The 23,566-nt window shown below is 70.7% G+C and carries 18 protein-coding genes and 1 tRNA gene; 6 read left to right on the top strand and 13 right to left on the bottom strand.

Going from position 1 to position 23,566, the window contains the following annotated elements:
- Both H7965_RS11265 and H7965_RS11260 read left to right on the top strand, forming a co-directional pair.
- Window positions 1–2,706 carry a DEAD/DEAH box helicase gene (locus H7965_RS11265; protein WP_186770673.1) on the top strand — a complete coding sequence of 902 codons (2,706 nt, stop codon included), beginning with the start codon at window positions 1–3 and terminating at the stop codon, window positions 2,704–2,706.
- 154 nt (window positions 2,707–2,860) lie between these two features.
- Window positions 2,861–4,717 carry a GmrSD restriction endonuclease domain-containing protein gene (locus H7965_RS11260; RefSeq protein WP_222440569.1) on the top strand — a complete coding sequence of 619 codons (1,857 nt, stop codon included), beginning with the start codon at window positions 2,861–2,863 and terminating at the stop codon, window positions 4,715–4,717.
- Between the two features lie 194 nt (window positions 4,718–4,911).
- Here H7965_RS11260 and H7965_RS11255 read toward each other — a convergent pair whose 3' ends face one another.
- The gene (locus H7965_RS11255; RefSeq protein ID WP_186770672.1) at window positions 4,912–5,223 is read right to left on the bottom strand and encodes a hypothetical protein; all 312 of its coding nucleotides are present in this window, start codon (window positions 5,221–5,223) and stop codon (window positions 4,912–4,914) included.
- 790 nt (window positions 5,224–6,013) lie between these two features.
- Here H7965_RS11255 and H7965_RS11250 point away from each other — a divergent pair.
- The 3 genes from H7965_RS11250 to H7965_RS11240 all read left to right on the top strand — a co-directional run bounded on the left by H7965_RS11250 (window position 6,014) and on the right by H7965_RS11240 (window position 8,660).
- Window positions 6,014–6,505 carry a hypothetical protein gene (locus H7965_RS11250; protein ID WP_186770671.1) on the top strand — a complete coding sequence of 164 codons (492 nt, stop codon included), beginning with the start codon at window positions 6,014–6,016 and terminating at the stop codon, window positions 6,503–6,505.
- A 457-nt stretch (window positions 6,506–6,962) separates the two neighbouring features.
- The gene (locus H7965_RS11245; RefSeq protein ID WP_186770670.1) at window positions 6,963–7,547 is read left to right on the top strand and encodes a recombinase family protein; all 585 of its coding nucleotides are present in this window, start codon (window positions 6,963–6,965) and stop codon (window positions 7,545–7,547) included.
- 6 nt (window positions 7,548–7,553) lie between these two features.
- Complete coding sequence (locus H7965_RS11240) at window positions 7,554–8,660, top strand: tyrosine-type recombinase/integrase (protein ID WP_186770669.1); 1,107 nt, start codon at window positions 7,554–7,556, stop codon at window positions 8,658–8,660.
- 44 nt (window positions 8,661–8,704) lie between these two features.
- Here the strand turns inward: H7965_RS11240 and H7965_RS11235 are convergent.
- From H7965_RS11235 to H7965_RS11200, 8 genes are all read right to left on the bottom strand, one after another.
- A tRNA-Sec gene (locus tag H7965_RS11235) sits at window positions 8,705–8,798 on the bottom strand.
- Window positions 8,799–8,804: 6 nt separating this feature from the next.
- On the bottom strand, window positions 8,805–10,706 hold the full coding sequence (selB, locus tag H7965_RS11230; RefSeq protein ID WP_186770668.1) for a selenocysteine-specific translation elongation factor: 1,902 nt from the start codon (window positions 10,704–10,706) through the stop codon (window positions 8,805–8,807).
- A complete protein-coding gene (gene selA / locus H7965_RS11225; protein ID WP_186770667.1) occupies window positions 10,703–12,055 on the bottom strand; it encodes an L-seryl-tRNA(Sec) selenium transferase in 1,353 nt (450 codons plus the stop codon). The genes selB and selA overlap by 4 nt, the downstream gene beginning before the upstream one ends.
- A gap of 173 nt (window positions 12,056–12,228) precedes the next feature.
- Window positions 12,229–13,230, bottom strand: a complete 1,002-nt coding sequence (locus tag H7965_RS11220) for a hypothetical protein (protein ID WP_186770666.1) — start codon at window positions 13,228–13,230, stop codon at window positions 12,229–12,231.
- On the bottom strand, window positions 13,227–13,634 hold the full coding sequence (locus H7965_RS11215; RefSeq protein ID WP_186770665.1) for a c-type cytochrome: 408 nt from the start codon (window positions 13,632–13,634) through the stop codon (window positions 13,227–13,229). Before H7965_RS11215 ends, H7965_RS11220 begins: the two co-directional genes overlap by 4 nt.
- Window positions 13,631–14,167 carry a DUF3341 domain-containing protein gene (locus tag H7965_RS11210; protein WP_186770664.1) on the bottom strand — a complete coding sequence of 179 codons (537 nt, stop codon included), beginning with the start codon at window positions 14,165–14,167 and terminating at the stop codon, window positions 13,631–13,633. Before H7965_RS11210 ends, H7965_RS11215 begins: the two co-directional genes overlap by 4 nt.
- Window positions 14,164–15,480: an NrfD/PsrC family molybdoenzyme membrane anchor subunit gene (gene nrfD, locus H7965_RS11205; RefSeq protein ID WP_186770663.1), complete on the bottom strand. Its 1,317-nt coding sequence runs from the start codon at window positions 15,478–15,480 to the stop codon at window positions 14,164–14,166. The genes H7965_RS11210 and nrfD overlap by 4 nt, the downstream gene beginning before the upstream one ends.
- Window positions 15,477–18,257, bottom strand: coding sequence for a 4Fe-4S dicluster domain-containing protein (locus tag H7965_RS11200; protein WP_186770662.1), 2,781 nt, complete (start codon window positions 18,255–18,257; stop codon window positions 15,477–15,479). The genes nrfD and H7965_RS11200 overlap by 4 nt, the downstream gene beginning before the upstream one ends.
- Window positions 18,258–18,361: 104 nt before the next feature.
- Between H7965_RS11200 and H7965_RS11195 the strand changes: the two genes are divergently transcribed.
- Window positions 18,362–18,856, top strand: a complete 495-nt coding sequence (locus H7965_RS11195) for a c-type cytochrome (protein ID WP_222440568.1) — start codon at window positions 18,362–18,364, stop codon at window positions 18,854–18,856.
- Here the strand turns inward: H7965_RS11195 and H7965_RS11190 are convergent.
- Genes H7965_RS11190 through H7965_RS11175 form a run of 4 tightly spaced genes read right to left on the bottom strand, consistent with a single transcriptional unit; the run spans window position 18,850 to window position 23,529 of the window.
- A complete protein-coding gene (locus H7965_RS11190; protein ID WP_186770661.1) occupies window positions 18,850–19,230 on the bottom strand; it encodes a hypothetical protein in 381 nt (126 codons plus the stop codon). The two genes, H7965_RS11195 and H7965_RS11190, sit on opposite strands and share 7 nt — an antisense overlap.
- The gene (locus H7965_RS11185) at window positions 19,227–21,770 is read right to left on the bottom strand and encodes a cbb3-type cytochrome c oxidase subunit I (RefSeq protein WP_186770660.1); all 2,544 of its coding nucleotides are present in this window, start codon (window positions 21,768–21,770) and stop codon (window positions 19,227–19,229) included. The genes H7965_RS11190 and H7965_RS11185 overlap by 4 nt, the downstream gene beginning before the upstream one ends.
- Window positions 21,770–22,705: a cytochrome c oxidase subunit II gene (locus tag H7965_RS11180; RefSeq protein ID WP_229682580.1), complete on the bottom strand. Its 936-nt coding sequence runs from the start codon at window positions 22,703–22,705 to the stop codon at window positions 21,770–21,772. Before H7965_RS11180 ends, H7965_RS11185 begins: the two co-directional genes overlap by 1 nt.
- A gap of 50 nt (window positions 22,706–22,755) precedes the next feature.
- Window positions 22,756–23,529, bottom strand: a complete 774-nt coding sequence (locus H7965_RS11175) for a cytochrome c oxidase assembly protein (protein WP_186770658.1) — start codon at window positions 23,527–23,529, stop codon at window positions 22,756–22,758.
- Window positions 23,530–23,566: the final 37 nt, after the last annotated feature.

Raw genomic sequence — 23,566 nt, 5'->3', positions numbered from 1 at the left:
ATGCTGGACACCACCAAGCCCGGCAGCCGCGTGCTCCGCGACATCTGCGCCCGGATGAGCCTGCGCCTGCCGCAGGAGGAGTCCCTGACCATCCTCGCCGACGTGCTCGACCGGCTCGCGCTGAAGAAGGACGCCGATCTGGATGCAGCGCTCGCACTTGTCCGAGACCGCCATCCGACCGTGGAGGACTTCGAGCGCGCGTTCCCTTCGCTCTGCTTCGCCCTTGCCACCGGGGTCGGAAAGACCCGGCTGATGGGCGCGTTCATCGGCTACCTGTACCTGACTGGGCGGTCGCGCAACTTCTTCGTCCTCGCCCCGAACACCACGATCTACCAGAAGCTCGTCGCTGACCTGACGCCGGGCACCCCTAAGTACGTTTTCAAGGGCGTCGCCGAGTTCGCGGCGCACCCGCCGGTCGTGGTCACGGGCGACACCTGGGACCAGTCCGCCCTGCTCATCGACGCCGCCCAGCGGAACAACGGCGTCATCGTCAACGTGTTCAACGTGGACAAGATCAACAAGGACGCGGGCCGGATCAAGAAGCTCAACGAGTACATCGGCGAGAGCTACTTCGACCACCTCGCCGCCCTGCCCGACCTAGTGCTGCTGATGGACGAGGCACATCGCTACCGCGCCAAGGCGGGCGTCCGCGCGGTCGCCGAGTTGAAGCCGGTGCTGGGGCTGGAACTGACCGCCACGCCCAAGACCGTGGGCGCCCGCCCAGTAGAGTTCCGGAACGTCGTCTACCGCTTCGGCCTACGCGAGGCGATGGAACATGGCTTCGTCAAGGAGCCCGCGGTGGCGACCCGCGCCAACTTCAACCCCAGGGACTTCACGGACGAGCAGATCGAGAAGATCAAGCTGGAGGACGGCATCCACGCCCACACCCAGGTCAAGGTGGAGTTGGAGATGTACCACCGGGACACAGGCAAGCGGCTGGTGCATCCCTTCATGCTGGTGGTGGCGCAGGACACCGCCCACGCGCAGCGCCTCCGCGAACTGATCGAGGGCGACGCCTTCTTCGACGGCTACTACAAGGGCCGGGTCATCCGCGTTGACAGCGCCACCACGGGCGAGGAGACCGAGGAGGCGACGCAGCGCCTCCTCGCGCTGGAGACGGACCCGACGACCGAGATCGTGATCCACGTGAACAAGCTGAAGGAAGGTTGGGACGTGACCAACCTGTTCACGATCGTCCCGCTGCGCGCCTCGGCCTCGGACATTCTGACCGAGCAGACGTTGGGCCGCGGCCTGCGCCTGCCGTACGGTGAGCGGACCGGGGTCGAGCCGATCGACCGGCTGACCATCATCGCTCACGACCGCTTCGAGGAGGTCATCCGGGCCGCGCAGGACCCGAACTCCCTGATCCAGATGAAGGCCATCAAGATCGGCGCGGGGGGTGAGATACCCGCGGAAAACGTCGAACTAGTCGAGGCGCCGTCCTCCGTGGAAGTGGCCTTGACCGGGCGCGGCCTCTCCGAGGGCGAGCAGTCGCCGTCTCTCGTGTTCTCCAGCCCCGAGGAGCGGGCCGTGGCTGGGGTCGCCCTGGACGTGATCGGCCGGATGGAACGCAAGCTCGGCGGTGTGGCGGACCTCGCCAAGCCGGAAGTGCAGGCTGAGATCGCCGCGCAGGTGAGGGAGATGGCGAGGCCCGCGCAGGGCGCCCTGCCGGTCGTGGGGGAGACCGGCCCGGATGTGGCCCAAATCGTCGCCAAGGTAGCGGAGCAGGTGGCCGCGGGTACCATCGAGATTCCCGAAATCGTGGTGGTACCCGACGGGACGGTGAGCTTCACCTTCCGCGACTTCGACCTCAAGAGCCTCGACAGCATCGCCTTCCGACCGCTGGACGATGAGATTGTCGTGCAGCAGCTACGGACCCGCATGCGGTCGTTCATCGCCGTCCGGATGAGCGGGATCAGGCAAGAGCGGCCTGAGGACTACGTGGTGGCCGAACTGATCGGCATGCCCGAGATCGACTACGACGCCCACGCCGACTTGCTGTACAAGCTCGCCGGGCAGGTTGTCGGCCGCCTCCGCTCCTACCTCGCCAGCGAGGACGAGGTGGAGCGGGTGCTGCTCACGCAAGGCAGGCGAATCGCCGAGTTCATGTTCCGCCAGATGATGGACCATTACGAGGAGGCGGAGACCACCTATAGGGTCCGCGTCGAGAAGGGGTTCCAAGTCCTCAAGAGGCAGAACTTCAGCCAGCCGCACGGGCAGGAGGCCCGCGACTTCAGCAACCCGGTCACGCCGCGGGCGGACACCCGGAAGCACGTGTTCGCCGGGTTCACGAAATGCTGCTACCTCAAGCAGGCGTTCCACTCCGACGACGAGCGTCGCTTCGCGGTGCTGATCGACGGCGACGCCAGCGTCATGCGCTGGGTGAAGCCCGGACGGCGGCAGTTCGAGATATGGTACCGCCGCGGCCAACGGTACGAGCCGGACTTCGTGGTGGAGACGCAGACCGAGAAGTTGATCTGCGAGGTTAAGGCGCGGCGAGACATGGAGAGCCAGGAGGTGCAGGCCAAGGCGACGGCCGCGCGCATCTGGGTCGGCCACGCCAACGAGCACGCTCGCGCCACGGGCCGGAAGCCCTGGCGGTACGCCCTCATCCCCGACAATACTGTAACGGCCAACGCGACCCTCGCGGGACTGATGGCGACCTACGGCCTGGAGTCCATCAGAGAGGAGGCGGCCGCGGCTTGAGCGGCGGGTGCACGTGTTGCCGCTCTCCGGCGAGCGGCATCCACGGCCCGAGTCTCCGTCCAAGGAGCACCCTGCCCACCTCGACTCACCGCCGTGCTGCCGGTGCCGTGGCGTCCACCACCAGTTTTCCTGACCCATCCGAGGAGACCGCGGCGTGACCGCCGAGACCACGTTCGACGCTACGCAGGACACGCTTGAGGCCCTGCTGAAGGAGATAGGCCGCGGCAGGATACAACTGCCCGACTTCCAGCGCGGCTGGGTGTGGGACGACGAGCACATCCGCAGCGTCGCCACAAGCATCTCGCGCTCATTTCCGATCGGTGCGGTCATGACTCTGATGACGGGTGGCGAGGTGCGGTTCCAGCCCCGCCTCGTGGAGGGCGTAGGGCTCGACGGCCCGCCGCCCACGCCCGAGCGCCTGATACTCGATGGGCAGCAGCGGCTCACCTCGCTTTTTCAGGCGCTCACCCTCGACCGCGCCATCCGCACCCGGGACGACAAGGGACGTGAGGTCGAGCGCTGGTACTACGTGGACATCCGCAAGGCGCTCGGCAGCGCCGAGGACCGCGAGCAGGCTGTGTTCAGCGTGCCGGAGGACCGCCGGATCAAGCGCGACTTCGGGCGCGAAATCGTCCTCGATCTGTCTACGCCGGAGGGCGAGTACGCGAACGAGTGTTTCCCCCTGCGCTCGATCTTCGACAGCGACCGTTGGTTCACCGGCTGGATGCAGCACTGGGGCTACGCGCCGGAGAAGATCGAGCGGTTCAACCGCTTCCGCAGCGACTTCATCGACACCTTCAAGACCTACCCGGTGCCGGTCATCCAATTGCGTCGGAGCGCGAGCAAGGAGGCGGTCTGCCGCGTTTTCGAGAAGGTCAACACGGGCGGCGTGCCGCTGACTGCCTTCGAACTGCTGACGGCCACCTACGCCGCGGACGGCTTCAACCTCCGCGAGGATTGGTACGGCGTCTCAAGGCCCGGTCAGCGGCATCCCGGTCGGGCAGCGCGCCTCGCCGAGGCCGGGCGGGTCCTAAGGGCGATCGAGAACACGGATTTCCTCCAGGCCGTCTCCCTCCTCCACACCTCCGCCCGCCGCGCGCAGGGGGGCTCGGACGCGCCCGCGATCAGTTGCACGCGTCAGGCGATCCTCGATCTGCCCCTCGCGGGCTACCGGGCCCAGGCCGACCACGCTGAGGAGGGCTTCCGCCGCGCCCGCCAGTTCCTCTGGCGGGAGAAGGTGTTCGGCGGCGACGATCTTCCCTACCGCACCCAGCTTGTGCCGCTCTCGACGATCCTGATCGGCCTCGGCGACCGCTGGAACGACGACGCGGTGCGCCGCCGGGTGCGGCAGTGGTACTGGTGCGGGGTGTTTGGCGAACTCTACGGCTCGGCCATCGAGAGCCGGTTCGCGCGAGACCTACCGGAGGTGACCGCCTGGGCGCTCGGCGGAGGGCCGGTGCCCCAAACCGTACAGGAGTGCAACTTCGTTGCCGACCGGCTGCTCACCCTGCGCTCGCGGCAGTCGGCCGCCTACAAGGGGCTGCACGCGTTGATCATGCAGCGCGGCGGCGCGCAGGACTGGCGGACGGGCGCCGGGGTGGACGAGCAAACCTACTTCGACGAGAGCATCGACATCCACCACATCTTCCCGCGGGCGTGGTGCGAGCGGCGGGGGATCGGCCGCGGGCTGTACAACTCGATCGTCAACAAGACCGCGCTCTCGGCGCCGACCAACCGCTTCCTGAGCGGCGACGCGCCCTCGGTCTACCTGCGGCGCCTACAGGAGCGCCAGGGCCTTGCCGCCGAGCGGCTTGACGGCTTCCTGCGGACCCACTTCGTGGACCCGGCGCGGCTGCGGGCGGACGAACTGGCGGGGATGATGGCGGCACGGGCCGAGGCGCTGGTCGCGGAGATCGCCGAGGCGACTGGGCGGCCGGTCGGTGGCGCCCAAATCGCCGACATCTTCCGGACTGGGGCAGCGGTGGACGACGGCGAGGAGAACGGCTCTTGACCGGTGGGCAGCGCTCGATCCCCAAACCATCACAGGTATCCGCTCGATCTCGCTGCTCCATCAGCTAGCTCCGGCCATGAAGCCCTTCATGCCGTACTCCTCCACATTGGAGTACGGCACTTGCTGTGGCCAGACAAAACCTGCCCCATGCCCAAACCAACTGACCAATGGCGCAGAAAGACCCGTGAGCAGCTTCAGGATGCCTTCTGAATAGATTTCAGAAGTAACAAGTTGATTACGATTTTAGCTGTAGTAGACTGCTCCCGATCATGGGCACTGATATAGATTTTCTGCGCTTGCCGAGTTGATTCTGGGCTTACGTTGTGGATCAGGTCTCTCGATTCGGCCAGCCAGACATCTACCGCACCGCTGTATTTTTTCATGAAGTCTGAAGAGGGCTCGCATTTTTCCAGTTCGTCCAGAAGTAACTCTCCCTGATGTGCCAGCACATTGATGTATTTTACAGTCTCCATGTGGCTCATCTCAGCTTGGCAGGCGGTTTCCATGTGACTGACCTTCATATGACAGGAAAATAATAACTATTTTGTATCAAAACGCAAATCGGATATATGCCTACCTGCTAGAGCGGTTTCGAGTTGCACGGGTTCCGGGCTGACCGCCGGTTGCCTGAGGAACGGGCCAGCCGGGCGCTTCTGAACGCCGCGCCCCGGATACTGAGCCCGCCTAAACCCAAAATGCTCTAGCACGAGGCCGGACACGACCTGTGACCCTCGGCCACGAAGGTCCGAGAAGGGGCGAACCCAGAGGTTCGCACCAGAATACCAAGCGTCTAGCGCGTACCATTAGGTGCGGCGGCAGGCGTCATCGGCATCGTCGAAAGATCACCTGGGAGGAAGTAGCCGAGCACCAGAGCGCAATCATTAAGTAGGGGCAACCAGCCGGGCCAGATCATGCCGCCAGGAACCCGTGAGGAGCAGTTGGCCTGGACCCATCACGCGCTCGGCGGCAAGGGCTACCCGCAAGGGTCGAGTTCTCCGACTACTCGGAACATGACCGAGAGGCGGAAGTTGGTGAACGACGCCCGCGCTTCACCAGTCGTGACTGGATGGTGGCGGCCAGGGATGGTCCACGGCTGGTCGGGCGTGCCGGGGGTGATGCTCAAGACCATGCTGGGGACGATGCCGGAGAGCATGCGCTCGGTCCGTTGTGCTGGCGCTGCCCACCACACGCGACTGGATTGGCTCCAACGTTTTTGATTTTTGTTCCCTGCGAATGCAGGGTTTAAGCGCTGCTGTTCGCATTGGATAGGCCATTGCTCTGAGCGTGGATACTGAAATGCACCGACGTGGGGACAACCACCCGCTGGCTAAGCTGACGGAGGCAACCGTCGCTCGCATCCGCGCATCGCGCCGGACCAACAAGGAACTCGCGGCGGAACTCGGCGTCGCAGTCGAAACCGTCGCTGCGGCACGCGCCGGGGCATCCTGGGCACACGTTTGCGGAGAGGCCGTCGCACGAAAGCTGCCCAATGGAGCCAAGCTGACCGCTGCGGCCGTGGCCGCAATGCGGATGTCGCCCCTTCCACATCAGCATTTCGCCCAGCACTACAATATTAGTGAGAATAATGTCCGGGCAGCACGCGAGGGCAGGACGTGGCGCAGCGTGCAGGTGCGGCAGGTGCCCATCGATCCCGCACCGAAGGACAGGCGGCTGACCGAGGACGAGATAGCGGCGATCCGCGCCTCCGATGAGAGTACCAACGTGCTAGCGAGGCGCTATCGTGTAACAAAGTCCACAATTAAGCGGTGGCGGCGCATTAGCCATTGACTCCGCTCCCGCCGGATCGAGCAGACTGACCGTTGTCTCGTCTATGTTGGGTGCTCATCCGTAGTGGCGAGACGGCCGTTCAGGATCATTGGGACTGATCGCCGATCAATGGCGGCGCGGGATGATTGTCCATACGACCGATGAGACGATACTGGCCCAGGCGTCCTGACTGGTCGGCAAAGGTGCGGGGCCATCCGCCCTGGGCGGTGCACGGCGCCTGCACGACCGAGAGGATCAGGGCGGAGGTGGGACGCCTGAGGCTGACCCTCGTCCCGATCTTCCTCAGTCGGCCACAGGCCAGAGGTGCATTGCGTCTCCTTCAAACGACCGGTTTCAAGAACTCGTCGAGCCCTCTCGAATGCACGTCTAATTAGAGTGACGGAACGTCCCAATACTCTATCCTACAACTGGACTCCGAATTAGGCGGGGTGCAGATGAGTATTGGGAGATGACGGGCATGCTTCTCGGCTACGCGCGGGTCTCGACTGACCAGCAGGATCACGCTCTACAGCTTGATGCTCTCCGCGGGGCGGGCTGCGAGAGGGTATTCGTCGAGACGGCGAGCGGGACCCGCGCCGATCGGCCTGAACTGGCCCGGTTGTTGGAGACGGCCCGACCGGGCGACCAAATTTGTGTCTGGCGCCTTGATCGGCTGGCGAGGTCCCTCCGGCACCTGATCGACATCGCCGATGATCTTCAACGCCGTGGTATCGCGCTCCGGTCCCTCACCGAGAGCATCGACACCTCGACGCCGAGCGGCCGGTTCCTGTTCAACATCCTCGGGGCGTTGGGCCAGATGGAGCGCGAGATCATCGTCGAGCGGACCAAGGCCGGGCTGCGGGCCAGCCGTCTGCGCGGCCGTGTCGGCGGTCGTCCCCGTGCCCTCGACCAGACCAAGCTGACGATCGCTCAGACCCTCATGGGAAACGGCAACCTGTCAATGGCGGAGATTGCCCGGCAGGTCGGGTGCGCACCCTCCACATTATATAGGAGCCTCCCGGGTGGTCGGCGGGGATCGACGACGATGGCGGCCACGGCCTGATCGGCCGTGGCAACCGTCTATCGGCGCGGCTCAACATGGTGGGTGCGCTTCCAGTGGAGAGGCACCGAGGTCCGCCGCTCGGCCCGTACGTCGTCGAAGGCAGTTGCTCAGCGGGTGCTCGCCCGGTTGCTGGATGAGCATCGCCGCCTCGATCACGGCGGACGGCCGCGCCGAACCTACCGCGAAGCCCTAGAGCGGTTCTCGACCGACTACCTGCCCACCCTCAAGCCATCTACCCAAAGCCGCTATCGGACCAGCTTTCGGCAACTCGCCGCAGCCTTCGGTGACCTCTATCTCGACGAGATCAACCGCAGCCGGTTGGCGGATTATGCCACGGCACGACTCAAGGCGGGCGCCAAGGGGGCAACAGTACGCCGGGACCTCGCCACACTCAGTTGCCTCTGCTCCTGCGCGGTAACCTGGGACTACATTGATCTAAACCCAGTGCGCCAGTTCAGCAGGCGGTACATCCGAGAGTCTGTACCCCGTACTGCCTATCCGTCGGTCGAGCAGGTCAAGCAACTGGTGGCCTGCGCCCCACCGACGGCGGGACGGATCATCCACTTTCTTGCCCAGACCGGTATGCGCATGGATGAGGTCTGCTCGCTTGAATGGTCGCAGGTCTCGACCCCACGGCGGGAGGTCAGGCTGACCAAGACCAAGACCTCATCGCCGAGAGTGGTGCCGCTGAGTGATGCCGCTCTGGGCACGATCCTGGGCACACCCCGGCACATCACCTCACCCTATGTGTTCTGGCATGGAGACGGCGAGCGCTACACCGCCTTCACTACTGCCTTCCGGAAGATCGCCGCGCGAGCCGGGGTACCGTTCCGCTGCCATGACCTGAGGCACCATTTTGCCTCTGAATTCCTGATGGCGACCAGCGACATAGCCGCTTTGCGAGCCATCCTTGGGCACAAGACCATCACCATGACAATGCGCTACTCGCACCTCATGACCGAGCACCTGCATCGAGCCATGGACAGGTTTGGAGCGGGTAATCTGGGCACAAATCCAGGCACAAAGTCAGCGGAGACCAGCCCGTCTCCCTCCGACGATGCCGATCAGCCCCCGAATACCGGGGAACACCAGACGACACGTTCCGCTCGATAAGCCTAAGCCAGCCTTTGCTCTGCCAATCGACTGACAGCCGAGCATGGCGGAGGCGGATGGGAATCGAACCCACCACCCGGGGTGAGCGGGTCGCCGGTTTTGAAGACCGTGGGGGCCACCAGGCCGCCTGTCGCCTCCGGCGGCTCAAAGCCGCGGCGCCGCGCCCGGTTCCGCCACGATCCGGCGGTCGCCCTGGCGCCGGGTGAAGCGCTCGGCATCCAGGTGCTCCAGCAGCGGGATGGAGAAGCGGCGCGAGATGCCGAGCAGCCTGCCGCATTCGCCGGCCAGGAAGCCATCCGGACGCGTGCCGAAATGCGTGCGGATGGCACGCCGCGCGGCCGCCAGGGCGTCGCGATGGAACACCACCTCCCGCTTCTGCACGGCATCCGGCGCGCGCACCAGTACGCCGGTGCGGAGCAGGTGACGCAACGCGGTGGCGCGGCGGCGGCAGCCGCCGACCACCGCCTCTGCATCCGGCGGCGCCAGCATGGCGGCGCGGAAGGCGCGCTCCACCTCGGCCAGCAGGGCGCGGTCGGCCTCCGACAGCAGCGCTGCGACATCGAGGCCGCGCCGCCGCAGGCGCCCGCCGGTGAGTTCGAGCGTCCCGGCCGTAACGAGGCGCGCCGCCAGCCCCTCCAGCGGCAGGCCGGCCGGCAGGGCCGAGCGCAGCACGCCGAGGCCCGGGCCGGGTCCGGTCGGGTCGCGCCGCTGCGCCGCCTCCACCGCCGCCAGCAGCACCGCCTCGGCGCGGGTGCATTCCTCCCGGTGCAGGACGGGGCCGGCGGCGAGCCGCACGCCATGCAGCATCTCCAGCCGCGCCGGCAAGGCGGCGGACGGCAGCCCGGCGATGCGGGCGAGCGCCTCGGCGGGCAGCCCCGCCGGCCCGGCCGCGCGCAGCCGCAATGCCGCGGCGCCCTGGGGCCCGGTCGCGGCCATGGCCTGCAACAGTGCCGCATCCTGCACGCGGCGGCGCGGCGGCGCGGCGTCCAGCACCACCCCGCCGCCGATGGTGCGTGCGGGCGAGGCCAGGCGCAGCACGAAGGGCTCGCGCACCGGCGCCGCGACCGGCGCGTCCAGACGGAGCTGCGCCACCCCACTCTCGCCAGGTGCCAGCCGGTCGCGGTCGAGGAGGTGCAGCCGTGCTCCGGTCTCCGCCGTGCCGATCAGCAGCCGCATTGGCTGTCCACGCGGCACCGGGCCGGGCGCCGAGGCAAGCAGCGTCACCTGCACATCGAGCCGCGCTGAGGGCAGCAGCAGCCCGGGCGCGGCGAGCGCATCACCGGGCGTGACCGCCTCGCGGCCAACGCCTCGCAGCGCCACCGCCACGCGCCGGCCCGGGGCGGCGGCGGGCAGGGCGCGGCCATGCGACTGCAACCCGCGCACCAGGGCGCGCCGCCCTTGCGGCAGGATCTCGATCTCCATGCCGGGCGCCAGCCAGCCACGCCGGAGGGCGCCGGTCACCACTGTCCCGGCACCAGGCAGGCTGAAGGCGCGGTCCAGCGGCAGCCAGGCCGCCCCGGCTTCATCCGGTGGCGCCGGCCCGGCCAAAGTGCCGAGCGCCGCAGCCAATTCGCCCAGCCCCTGGCCGGTGACGGCGGAGGTCACGATCACTGGCCAGTCGCCGAGGCCGAGCCGCCGCAGCAGGTCCCGCGCCGCCTCGGCCGCCTGAGCCGCCTGCTCCGCCGTCGCGCGGTCGGCCCGTGTCACGGCCAGCACGCCACGGCGGACGCCGAGCAGCGCGGCGATCTCCGCATGCTCCACGCTCTGCGGCCGCACGCCTTCCACCGCATCCACGCAGAGCAGGGCGGCGCGCATGGCGGTGGCGCCGGCGACCATGGCGCGGATGAAGCGCTCATGCCCCGGCACGTCCACCAGATCGAGCTCCGTCCCGTCCGGCAGGGCGAGGCAGGCGAAGCCGAGCACGATGGAGATGCCGCGCGCCCGCTCCTCCGCCAGCCGGTCGGTCTCGGTTCCGGTCAGGGCGCGCACCAACGCCGACTTGCCGTGGTCCACATGGCCCAGCACGCCGATCAGCGCCGACCTCATGCGGCCAGCGCGGCGCGCACCGCTTCCGCGAGAGTCTCCACCTCCGCCTCCGCCACGGTGCGGGGGTCGAGCAGCAGGCGGCCGCCACCGATCCGCCCCACCACCGCCGGGCGCCCGGCGCGCAGCCGCGCCGCCAGCGCCTCGGCCGGGCCGGGAAGGGCGAGCAGACAGGTCGGCAGCGCGACACCGGGCAGGGAGCCACCACCGACCAGCGACTCACCTTCCACCAGCTCCGCCGCGCCCGGCGGCAGCAGCGCCGCCAGCCGCATCGCGCGCGCCGCCACCGCCTCGCGCGGCATGACGAGCATGGCGAGCGCCGGCACCGCCGCCACCACGCCCTCCGGGTCGCGGTAGAGGCGCAGCACCGCCTCCAGCGCGGCGAGCGTCAGCTTGTCCGGCCGCAGCGCCCGCATCAGCGGGTGCCGGGCAAGCCGCCCCACCACCTCCCGCCGGCCGAGGATCAACCCCGCCTGCGGCCCGCCCAGCAGCTTGTCACCGCTGGCGACCACCAGATCGAAGCCGGCCGCGATGCTCCCCGTGAGGGTTGGCTCCCGCGGCAGGCCGAGGCGCGTCAGATCCAGCAAGGCGCCGCTGCCGAGATCCTCCACCGCCAGCAGCCCGTGCGCATGGGCAAGCGCCGCCAGCGCCGCCGGATCGGGCGCGGCGGTGAAGCCGGTGATGCGGTAGTTGCTCTGGTGCACCCGCAGCAGCAGCCGGGTTTCAGGCCCGATCGCCGCCGCATAATCGGCGAGGCGCGTGCGGTTGGTGGTGCCCACCTCGGCCAGCCGTGCACCGCCCTGGCGGATGACCTCGGGGATGCGGAAGCCGCCGCCGATCTCGACGAGCTCGCCCCGCGAGACCACCGCCTCACCCCCCGCGGCCAGCGCCGAGAGCGCCAGCAGCATGGCAGCGGCGCCGTTGTTCACCACGAGGCCCGCCTCCGCTCCGGTCAGCTCGGCCAGCAGCGCGGCGCAGGCGGCATGCCGGTCGCCGCGGGCGCCGGCCTCGAGGTCGAGTTCCAGATTGCAGTAGCCGCCGACCTCCGCAGCGATGGCGGCGAGCGCCGCCGCCGGCAGCGGCGCGCGGCCGAGGTTGGTGTGCAGCACCACGCCGGTCGCGTTGATCACCCGGCGCAGCCCGGGCCGCGCCGCCGCCTCCAGCGCCGCCTCGGCCGCCGCGAAGAAGGACGCGGCAGTAAAGCCGCGGCCCGAACGGCGGAGCGCGTCGAGTTCCGCCCGCAGCGCCGCGGCGAGCGCCGGGCGAGGGTGGCGTGCGGCGAGCAGTACCGCCTCGGGCGCCGAGAGCAGCCGGTGCATGGCGGGCAGGGCCCGGGGATTCGCGGCATCCATGCGGCGCTAGAGCCTGATTGCTGCAAGCTGAAGCAATCAGGCTCCAGCTTTGTTGGTTGGTCGCGTAATTCAGGCTTTCGGTTTTTCCAACCTCAAGCGGTCACGCTCTAGACGGGTGGGGGTCGGTTCGGTTCCCGAACCGCGCCGCATGGCGTCGTTCGCCGGCAATCGGCTCAGGCCGTTGCTGGCCGTCGCCGATGCTCGGCATCCCACCAGACCACCCAGGCGAAGCCGAGCCCACCCGCCACTACAAGATCCAGCCAGGGTGGCGGCGCACCCGAGGGAGCATCCGGCCGCACCACCCACCAGAGATGCGCGACATGCTGCACGAGCAGCAGCAGGCAGACCGCCGTCATGCGCCAGCGCCCATGATCCGGCGGCGCCGCCAGGCTGATGGCCAGCAGCAGCGCCGGCAGGGCCACGCCCAGCTGCACCCAGCCCCAGTCGCCCAGCCGGCGGAGGTACCAGCCGGACTCCTCCGGCCGGTCCGCCATCCAGACCACGATGAACTGGGTGAACCACAGCCAGAGCACGGCCAGCGCCAGGGTCAGCAGGGCTCGCTCCAGCCCCGGCAGCCCCTCCGCCCGCGGCGGGGTGCGCCACGCGGCGAGGATCGCCAGCGCCAGGGCCCCGGCCAGCCCCTCCACCCAGATGGCGAAGCCTTGCAGGCTGGGGAGCCAGGCCGGATCGCGCGACAACACCCAGTCATGCGCGGCGAGCAGCGCGCTCGGCAGCAGCAGGATGAGCGTGAGGGCCGAAAGGCGCTGGTGCCGCCCGGGCCGTGCCAGCGCCCGTCCGAGCACCGCCCAGAGCAGCAGGTAGCCGAGGGCGCGCAGGCGGAAGGCAAGCGGCGCCAGCACCAGGGCGCGCGAACCCTGCTGCGGTCCGGCCTCCGGTGCCGCCCAGGGATAGAGGGTCTCGACGGCCACCAGCACGGGAACTGCCATCAGGGCCAGCATGGGCAGGCTGCGTGCCATGGCCTCCAGCGGCGGGCGGATCGGCGCCAGCCATTCCTCGCGCAGCAAGTGGCCGATCGCGAGCACGCCGAGCGCCCCGATCGCGAACTGCGTCCAGAGCAGAAAACTCGGCAGCCAGGCCTCCAGCACCTCCGGGCCGCCGAAGGCGGCGGCCCCGCCTGCGGCCAGCGCAAGGGCAAGGCCGGCGGCCGCCTTCATCGCGGCAGCCGCTCCACGAAGCGGGCGATGGCCCAGCGGTCCACCGGCGGCAGGCGGTCGTCGAAGGGATGCGCGCCGCCCAGGTTGGTGGCGATCGCCGCGAGGCTGCGCCCGGCCGGCGCCGGCAGGGGCGGCGGGCGGGGGAAGCCGCGCGCCACCGCCGCACCGTCCCCGGCGCCGCCCGGGCCGTGGCAGGGCGTGCAGTAGATGGCGTAGCGCTCCATCCCACGGGCGAGCAGTGCCTCCGTCACCGGCGGGCCGGGCGGGGCCAGCGCGGCGCGGCGCGCGCTCTCGCCCTGCGCCACCGCGCCCGGAGGCGGCGGGGCAGGTGCAGGGGGCGGCGTGCTCTCTGGCCAACCATCGCAGGCGGCGAGGGCGAGCAGCAGGGGGAGGAGGCGCCTCATCCCGGCACCTCCGCGACGCGGAGCGGCTTCAACCCCTGCAGGAAGCGGGCGGCCCCCGTGGCCTCGAAGCGCTGGTCGGCGGCGAAGAGGCAGAGGAAGAAACGGTCCTCGCTGGCCCGGCCGAAGCCCGGCGCGGCGAAGACCGGGTGGTGCAGCCGCGGCAGCCGGTTCATGACCAGCAAGGCGAGGAGCGTGCCCGCCGAGGCCCAGAGGATGGCCACGATGGTGGTGGCCGGCAGGAAGGCGGGCAGGGCGTGCAGCGGCCGGCCGCCGACGTTGATCGGATAGCCATGCACGCTGAGCCACCACTGGGTCGCATAGGCGAGCGTGGCGCCGAACAGCCCCATGCCGATCGCGATCCAGCCCACCGGCGCGCCATGCGCCCCGAGCAACTCGGCCGCTTCCGGCACGGGATAGGGTGCATAGGCGTCCATCTCGCGCCAGCCTGCCGCCTTCGCCGCGCGCAGCGCCGCGACCATCGCCTCGGCGGTCGCGAATTCGGCGATCACGCCGGCGGGCGGGGCTTCGCTCATGGCACCTCCGCCTCGCTTTCCTCGTGCCGCGTCTCGAACATGGAGACGACGGGGATGAGGCGGGCGAAGAGCAGCATCAGCAGCGCGAAAAGCCCGACCGTGCCGAGCAGCAGCATCCATTCCGGCAGGGTCGGCGCGTAGAGCGGGCCGATGCGCGGCAGGTGGTCCCGCAGCAGTCCGCCGGCGACGAGCACGAAGCGGTCCAGCCAGGCGCCTGCCGCGGCGCCGAGGCCGATGAGGATGGCGGCCAGGGCGCGGTGCCGCAGCGCCTTCAGCCAGAGGAGCTGCGGCAGCAGCACGATCAGCACCGCGCCGCCCCAATGCAACAGGCCATAGGCGCCGAACAGGCGGGCGAGGGTCGCGGCGCGGGTTGCCGGGTCCTCCAGCGCCGCGCTCAGCAACGCCTCCGCGTAGAGATAGCTGCAGCCGAGTGCGGCGGAGGCCAGCAGCTTCGCCAGCAGGTCCATGTCGGCATCGTCGATGTAGCGCGAGAGGCCGAGCCCGACGCGCAGCAGGGCCGCAAGGGCGAGGACGATGCCGAGGCCGGAGGGGATGCCGGTGACGACGACATGCAGCGGCAGCCGTGCCTGGTGCCAGTCCGGCACCAGGGTGGTGGCGAATTCCAGCGCGACGATGGTCTGGGCGGATACCAGCATCGGCAGCACCAGGGCGGCGACCAGCCGGTAGGCCGCCTGGTGCCGCGCCCAGTGCTGGACGGAGCCGCGCCAGCCCAGCGCGAACACCCCGTAGAGGCGCGCCGTGGTCATCCGCCCACGCGCCGCCGCACGGTCACGCATGGTGGCGAGGTCGGGGATCAGCCCGGTGTACCAGAACAGGCTGGTGACGATGACATGGGACATGATGCCCCAGAGGTCCCAGACCAGCGTCGAGCGGAACTGCGGCCAGACCTGATAGGTCGCGGGATAGGGCAGCACCCAGTAGAACAGCCAGGGCCGGCCCAGGTGGAGGATGGGGTAGAGAGCGGCGGCGGCGACCGCGGCCAGCGCCGCCGCCTCGGCGAAGCGGTTCACCGCGGTGCGCAGCCCATGCCGCCGCAGCACCAGGATCACGGCGAAGAGGCTGGCAGCGTTGGCGATGCCGATCCACCAGGTGTAGTTGATGAGGTCGAAGCCCCACACGAAGGGGATGTTGGTGCCCCAGAGGATGGTGCCCCGCAGCAGCAGGGCCGCGACGGCATAGGCCAGCAGCAGCACGCCCGCCGCGGCGGCGCCGACCGAGAGGGCGAAGCGCCAGCCGAAGCGGCCCTGGAGCGCGACATCCGCAACCGGACGGGTGTCGGCCGCCATGCTCATGGCGGTTCCTCCGAAGGGGTGACGAGGCGCGCCAGATAGGTGGTCCGGGGCCGCGTGTCCAAATGCCCGAGCAGCGCGTAGTGCCGCCCCTCGCGCCGGGCACGGGAGACGGCGCTCTCGGGGTCGTTGATGTCGCCAAAGCTGATGGCGCGGGTCGGGCAGGCGCGCTGGCAGGCGGTCTCCACCTCGCCGTCGCGGATCGCGCGCCCCTCCTGATTCGCCGCCGTGCGCGCGGCGGCGATGCGGTGCTGGCAATAGGTGCATTTCTCGATCACGCCGCGCGGGCGCGCGGGCACCTCCGGGTTGCGCACCGGCAGCGCTCCGGTGGCGCGGGCATAGTCGCCCCAATTGAAGCGCCGCACCTTGTAGGGGCAGTTGTTGGAGCAGGTGCGGGTGCCGATGCAGCGGGGATAAACCATGAGGTTTAGCCCCTCATGATCGTGCACGGTGGCATTCACCGGGCAGACCACCTCGCAGGGCGCCTTTTCGCAATGCATGCAGGGGACGGGCTGGAAGTCGGTCCGTGGTGCCTCGGCCGGACCGTACTGGTAGCGGTCCACCCGCAGCCAGTGCATGGCGCGGCCACGCGCCGTCTCCTCCGGCCCGACCACCGGCGTGTTGTTCTCCGCCTGGCAGGCGAGCGAGCAGGCATTGCAGCCGATGCAGGCATCGAGGTCGATCGCCATGCCCCAGGCCTGTCCGGGATAGGACCAGTCGGGATAGAGCGAGCGCGGCTCCGGCAGGGGCGGGATGACCTCGCCCGGCGCGACGCGCCGGACTGGCGGCGGGTCGGACGCCACCGGGTGGTGCCAGGCGGTCGAGACCAGCGGCAGCACCTCCCCGGTCGGGCGGAGCACGAGGCCCGGCGCGGCCCAGGGAGCCTCGGCCGGCCGCAGGCGGTAGGCGTCGAAGCCGAGCGCCGGCGCGACCCCGCCCACGGCGCGCCGCCCGCCGCCGAGTGGCAGCGCCACCACGCCGGGCGCCTGGCCCGGCGCGATCACCACCGGCACCCGCAGGCTGCGGCCCTGCAGCGTCAGCTCCACCGCCGCCCCATCGCCGAGCAGCAGGGCCATGGCATCCTGCGGCGCGATCAGCGCGGCATTGCCCCAGGCGAGCTTGTCCAGCGGTCGCGGCAGCTCCTGCAGCCACGCATTCGGTGCGAAGCGGCCGTCCCAGAAATGCGGATCGGGCATGAACAGCGCGGTGAGGCCTTCGGCCGCCGGCGCGGCGGGGCCAGGGTTGAAATCCGCACTTAGCCGTAGGTCGCGCGCCGGCGCGGCGCTGTCCGGCACCACCCCCGCCTCCAGCGCGGCCAGCCAGCGCTCCTCGAAGCTTGCCTCGCCCCAGGCCTTGCGCCAGGTCTCGCGCACCAGCGCCTCGCCCGCCGCCGACTGGCCGGCGGTCCATGCCAGGATCTCCTCGGCCGGGAGCGCCGTCTCCACCAGCGGGACGGTTGCGGGCTGGCGAATCGCCGCCGTCCCCTCGAAGGCCAGGCTGTCGCCCCAGGATTCCAGCGGATGCCGTAGCGGCAGGTGCCAGGCGCAGGCGAGCGCCGTCTCGTCGGGGTAGAGCCCGGCATGCACGCTGTGCGGCACCCGCGCCAGCAGCCCCACGAAGTCGAGTCCGGCCGGCGCGTCCAGCACCGGGTTGGCGTCCAGCACCAGCAGGTCGGTGACCGCGCCCCGTGCCATCGCCTCGGCCAGCGCGGCGAGGTCGCCAGCCTCCGCGGCACCGGCCGGGTCGTCGATCAGCCGTACCGTAGTGCCGATGGCACCGAGCGTAGCATTCATCGCATGCGCCAGCGCATGCACCGAGGCCGATTGGCCGCGCCCGGCCGCGACCAGCGCGGCGGGGCCGGCGGCGCGCAGGGCGGCGGCGATGCCGGGTGCCTCCGGATGCTGCGGCGCGGCGCCGGCGGCGGCGATGCCGAGCTCCGTCGCCACCGCACGGGCCAGCGCCTCGATCCCCGCTGGCGGCAGGGCGAGCCGGCGGTCGGCCTTGGCGCCGGTCAGGCTCGACACGGACTCGGCGACAATCAGCCCGGGCAGTGGAGCGTGGCCGGCGCGGCCCGGCGCGCGCGCAGCCGACCAGTCCCGCGCCTGGCGGAGCTGCGCCGGCCCCGGCCCCAGCAGGTCGGCGCCGAGGGAGAGAACGCAGGCAGCGCGCGAGAGGTCGTGCACCGGCACCACCGCCTGGCCGAAGGCACGCCGGGCGCCCTCCGCCGCGCCGGCATCACCGAGCGGCGCGTGGACGTGCCAGCGTGCCTCGGGGAAAGCTACGAGCAGCGTGCCGATCAGCCGCCGCTGGGTTGGCGAGGAGACCGGGCCGGTCAGCAGCCGCAGCCCGGCCCCACCCTGCGCCGCCAGCGCCGCGCGGCGTTCGCCGAGGAAGCCCGGCAGGCCCGCAGCCTCGCGCAGCGCGCGCCCGGCGCGGCGAATGCGGCGGGAGCGGGTGGGGTCGTGCAGCGAGAGCACGGCCGATTCCAGGAAAACGTCGGTCGCGCCGAGGCTCGCAGGATGCGCCGGGTTGCCCTCGATCTTGATGGCATGGCCGGCTCGGGTACGCACCAGCACGCCGCGACCGAGACCGTCCAGCTCCAGCACCGTCGCATAGCTCAGCGCCTCGGCGTGCACGCCGTGGCCGCGGGCATGCAACGGATGGCCGAATTCCTCCGGCCCGATGTCGCAGCCCGCCGCGGCGGCAAGGGCGAGCGAGGCACCCGCGGCGCGCAGCACGGTGCGGCGTTCGGGCGGCGGAAGGCTGTGCTCGTCTGTCATGGGATGATGCACCCCGCCGCCGCACGCGCCGGCCGCGCCATGCCGCTACGCACCCGGCACCGCCCTGGTTCCTGTCCGGCGCAACCGGTAGCGGTCGCGCCACGTTGCCGCCGCAGCCGTTCGGGGAGGCCAGCATTCGCCCGATCCTGGGCCCAGCCCTGCTCGCATTCGCCGCGCTGCTCGCCGGCTGCGACGAGGCGGAGCCGCCGCCGCAGCTGCGCATCGCCGGCGCCGACCCGGCGCGCGGCCGCGCCGTCATCACCGAACGCGGCTGCGGGTCCTGCCATGTGATTCCTGGCATTCGCGGCGCGGTGGCCTGGGTCGGGCCGCCGCTGCTGGAGTGGTCCCGCCGCGCCTATGTCGGCGGCAGGCTGCCGAATGCGCCGGAGAACCTGGTCGCCTGGCTGCGCGACCCGCAGGCCATCTCGCCCGGCTCCGCCATGCCCTCGCTCGGCCTGACGGAGCGGGAGGCGCGCGATGCGGCGGCCTATCTCTACACCATCGGCACGGCGCAGCCGGTGCCGGCCGGCATGGTGCTCGGCCCCGGGCAGGGCGGGCCGCGCGCCGAGGCACGGCTTCGGCCGCGCGGCGATCAATGAACCGGCCCGCATGACGGCACGATCACGGCCGGCGCCGCCTGGAACAGCACGGCGAGGATGGCGTAGCTGCTGGTGGCGGCGGCGAACCAGCGGGTGAAGCGCGGCTCCGCCTCGCCGCCCTCGGCCAGTGGTTGATCAAGTCGCGACATTACCGACCACAGGATGAGGCCGAGCGGCAGCAGGGCGGCGAGCGTCGCGAGGCCGACCACCGCCGGCACCCAGGGCAGGCCGAACAGCCGCGTGCCCGCCAGGCCGCGCTCGCAGGCGAAGGCGTTGACGGCGTAGATCACGCCGAAGTGCCCCGCCCAGAGTGCCAGGCCGGCCGCGCTGCGCAGCACCTCGAAGGCGGGGCTGGTGTCGCGCGCGGCGTTCATGCCAGCAGCCGTGGGAAGAGGTGCAGCAGGGCGAGGCCGACCGCGCCCTGGCCGGCGGTGTAAATCCAGAACAGCCGGGTGACGTCCATCGCCTGCCGCCGCTCCGCATCCAGCAGCCGGGCGAGGGAGCGCGCGAGGGTGTAGCCCGCCATCAGCAGGGCGATCGCCGCATGCATCCCCTGCCAGGCGAAGAGCGCCCAGGATGCGGCGCCATAGGCATGCAGGCTGGGCCGCACCCCGCCCTGCCACAGCGCCCAGCCATCCGCGGCCGTGCCGGCGAGAAGCAGCAGCGCGGCAAGGGCAAGGGCGAGGCGGTGCGGCCAAGGCGAGCGCCCGGCGAGCAACCGGGCGGCCGCCTGGAGCGAGGCCGCGCCGGCGGCATAGAAGCCGAGGGCGGCGAGGCCGAAGCCTGCCACCGGCAGCCCTTGGCCGGGCGGCGGCCACATGGCATCGCCATTGACCAGCCAGAGGAAGAGATAGCTGCCAAGCAGGCAGGCATAAGCGGTGCCCTGCACCAGCATCAGGCAGACCATCGCCCAGGAGGCGGTGGAGACGGCGCCCGTCGCATAGGTAGGCACCACGATGCCGCCGCCGATATCCGCCTCGCGCGGCGGAAGCGGCCCGGGATCGCTGCCCTGCCAGAGCCAGGCAAGGATGCCGCCGAGCGCAAGGGCGAAGAACAGCGCAGCCTCGATCAGGAACTCGCCGGTGAGGCTGAGGAAGAAGCCGGCCGTGCCGATGGCGGCGACGACATGTCCCCAGCCCACGCCCGGCAGCACCGCGACATATTGCGGCTCGGCCTCGGCAGGGCTGGTGATCAGCGTCTCCCGCCGGCCGGTCGCGGTGAAGGGCAGGTAGTGGCCGCCCGCCTCCACCTCCTTCGCCAGGCCGGGCTCCGACCAGAGCGGGTAGCGGTCGCGCACGCGCGGGATGCTGCGCGGGCCGTAATTGGTGTTGGTCACCCATTCCAGCGTACCGGCCCGCCAGGGGCTGCTCTGCTCGCCGCCGAGCCGGAAGTTCTTCGCGACGTCGAGCAGCAGCACCGCCGCGCCGGCCGCCGCCATGGCGGCGCCGGCCGAGGAAACTGCGTTCCAGACCTCCAGCCCGAAGCCTGCGGGATAGGTGTAGATGCGCCGCGGCATGCCGGCGAGGCCGCTGATGTGCATCGGGAAGAAGGTCACGTTGGTGCCGAGGAAGAGCAGCCAGAAGGCCCATTTGCCGAGCCGTTCCGAAAGCGGTCGGCCGAGCGTGGGTGCCCAGTAGTAGAGCGCGCCGAGCAGCGGGAAGACCATGCCGCCGATCAGCACGTAGTGCAGGTGCGCGACGATGAAGTAGGTGTCATGCGCCTGCCAGTCGAAGGGCGTGACCGAGACCATGACGCCGGTCAGGCCGCCGAGCACGAAGATGAAGAGGAAGCCGAGGATGAAAAGGGTCGGCGTGTCGAAGCGGATGCGCCGAGGCGCCGCGGCGAAGGTGGCGATCCAGGCGAAGACCTGCAGGCCCGAGGGGATGGAGACCGCAAATCCCGCGGCGGCGAAGAAGGCGAGGGAGAGGGCCGGGATCCCCGTGGTGTACATGTGGTGCACCCAGAGCCCGAAGCTGAGGAAGCCGGTGCCGACCAGCGCCAGAACCACCAGCGAATGCGCGACCAGCGGCGTGCGCGCCATGGCCGGCACGATCATCGAGACCATGCCGGCGGCGGGGAGGAAGATGACGTAGACCTCCGGGTGGCCGAAGAACCAGAAGAGGTGCTGCCAGAGCAGCGGGTCGCCGCCGCGTTCCGGCAGGAAGAAGGGCCAGTCGAAGGCGCGCTCCAGCTCCAGCAGCGTGCTCGCCACGATCACCGCGGGGAAGGCGAAGATGACCATGGCGGCGAAGACCAGCATGGCCCAGGCGAAGATCGGCATCCGCCCCAATGTCATGCCGGGCGCGCGGCAACGGAGGATGCCGACGATCAGCTCGATCGCCCCGGCGATGGCCGAGATTTCGATGAATCCGATGCCGAGCAGGTACATGTCGGTGTTGACGCCCGGGCTGTTCTCCTTGCTGGTCAGCGGCGGGTACATGAACCAGCCGCCGTCCGGCGCGATGCCGAAGAAGATGCTGCAATAGAAGCTGAGCCCGCCGATGGCGTAGATCAGGTAGGCGTAGGCGCCGAGGCGCGGGAAAGGCAGTTCCCGCGCGCCCAGCATGGCGGGCAGCAGGGCGATGGCGACGGCCTCCACCGCCGGCACGGCGAAGAGGAACATCATCACCGTGCCATGCATGGTGAAGAGCTGGTTGTAGGTGGCCGGATCCACCAGTGTCAGGCCCGGCCAGGCGAGCTGGGCACGGATGACCAGGGCGAGCAGGCCGGCGAGCAGGAAGAAGAGCAGCGCCGTACCGACGAAGAGCGGGCCGATGAAGTTGTTGTTGATCTCGGTGATGCGGCGCCAGCCGCGCGGGCTCTCCCACACCGCCTCCAGCGCGGCGAGCTCGGCCTCCGGCCGCGGCAGGGGATTGGGCAGGTCGGTCGCCGCGCGTGGCGGGTTGGTGTCCATCAGCGCAGCGCCTCCAGCCAGGCGGCCAGCGCCAGCAGATCCTCGCCCGACAGGGTGCGGCCATAGGCCGGCATGGAATTGCCCGGCTTGATGTCCTGCGTGCCGGCGATCCAGCCCGCCAAGGTCGCGCGGTGCACCTCGTGCAGCCCGGCGCCGAGCGAGAGGCGCGAGCCGATGCGCGACAGGTCGGGGCCGAGCCGCCCCTGCCACGCCGTGCCGCGCACCGCGTGGCAGGCGCCGCAGCCGGCCTCCCCGAACACCTGCATGCCGCGCGCCTGCTCCGCCGTCCGTGGCGGCGGCACCGGCGCCTGCTGCCGCGCGAGCCAGGCATCGAACTCCGCCGGCTCCTGCACCACTGCCCAGAATGCCATCAGCGCATGCTGCAACCCGCAGAATTCCGTGCACTGGCCGCGCAGCGTGCCGGGCCGGTCGGCGCGCAGCCGCATCCGGTTCACCCGCCCCGGGATCATGTCCAGCTTGCCCTGCAGGTTGGGCAGCCAGAGGGAGTGGATCACGTCGCCGGAAGAGAGCAGCAGCTCCACCTCCCGCCCCACCGGCAGGTGGATCTCATTCGCCGTCACCGCCATGTCTCCCGGGCCCTCTCCGGTATCGGGGTAGCGGACCTCCCACCAGTACTGCCGGCCGATGACCTCGATGCGCAGCGGCCGTTCCGTCTCCGGCAGCACCAGGGCGCGGGAGATGCCCATGCTATGCGCCAGCAGTACGGCCAGGGTGACGGCCGGGAAGGCGATGCCGCCCAGCAGCACGAAGCGGCGGGAGGCGAAGGCGCGGCGCAGCCGCGCCGGCGCCAGCACGGCGAAGGCGAGCAGCCCGAGCACCAGGGCGAAGATCGCCGCCCCGCCACCGAACAGCAGCCAGGTAAGCTGCGCGATCAGCCCGGCCTGGACGCCCCAGGGTTCGAGCGGAGTCTGCACGCCGCTGCACGCTGTGAGCGCAAGGGCGGGCAGCAGCCGCCGCAGCCGCATCACCTGCGGCCGGCCCAGGGGAGGGATCCGGCGTGCGGCCTGGTGCCATCGCGAATGAGGGCCGGGCCGAGCGCCAGGAGGGAGACGGCGGCGAAGGCGATTCCGCCCGGCACCCACATCAGCAGCCCGCCGAGTTGCTGGTCCTCAAGCGGCGAGAAGCCCCAGGCGAGGGTCGTCGTGGCATGCTCGGCAAACAGCGGGCGCGGGGCGAAGGTCAGAACGGCGCCGAGTGCGCCGCTCTGCGCCGCCGTCGCCAGCCCGGCAAGCAGCGCCGCTTCCGGCCGCGCCGCCGCGCCCAGCAGCAATCCGCGCCAGAGCCAGACGCCGCTGCCGAGCAGCGAGAGCTGCATTGCCCAGTAGACGGCATCGGAGCGGAAGGTGACGCCATAGGGGCCGGGCAGGTGCCAGGCCCAGAGCGCGAGGGCGAAGGCGGCGGCGGCGAGCGCCAGCCCCCCCGGCGCCGCTGCCCGGCGTGGCAGGGGGAGGCCGAGGGCAAGCAGCGGCGCCACCGCCACCAGCAGCACCAGATGCTGCGCCACACGTGCCGAGAAAAGCGCGACCGAGAGGTTGCAGAGCGGCGAGAGCAGCGCTGCGGCAAGCGCCGCCCAGCCCGCCAGCAACAGGCGCCGGTCGCCGCCGCGGCCCGCCGGGCCCCAGGCCAACAGCAACGTCACGGCGAGCCCCGCCATCAGCCAGGGATCGACATTCCAGGGCACCGCACCCGGCAGGGGCGGCGCGCCGCAATAGGGCGTGTCGGGCCCGAATTCCCGCATCCGTTGCTCTCCCGGCCGGGCAGCGGCCCCGGAAGAA

The organism is Siccirubricoccus deserti (genome assembly GCF_014283215.1).
Taxonomy (GTDB): domain Bacteria; phylum Pseudomonadota; class Alphaproteobacteria; order Acetobacterales; family Acetobacteraceae; genus Siccirubricoccus; species Siccirubricoccus deserti.
This window is presented reverse-complemented; position numbering and strand designations above follow the sequence as displayed.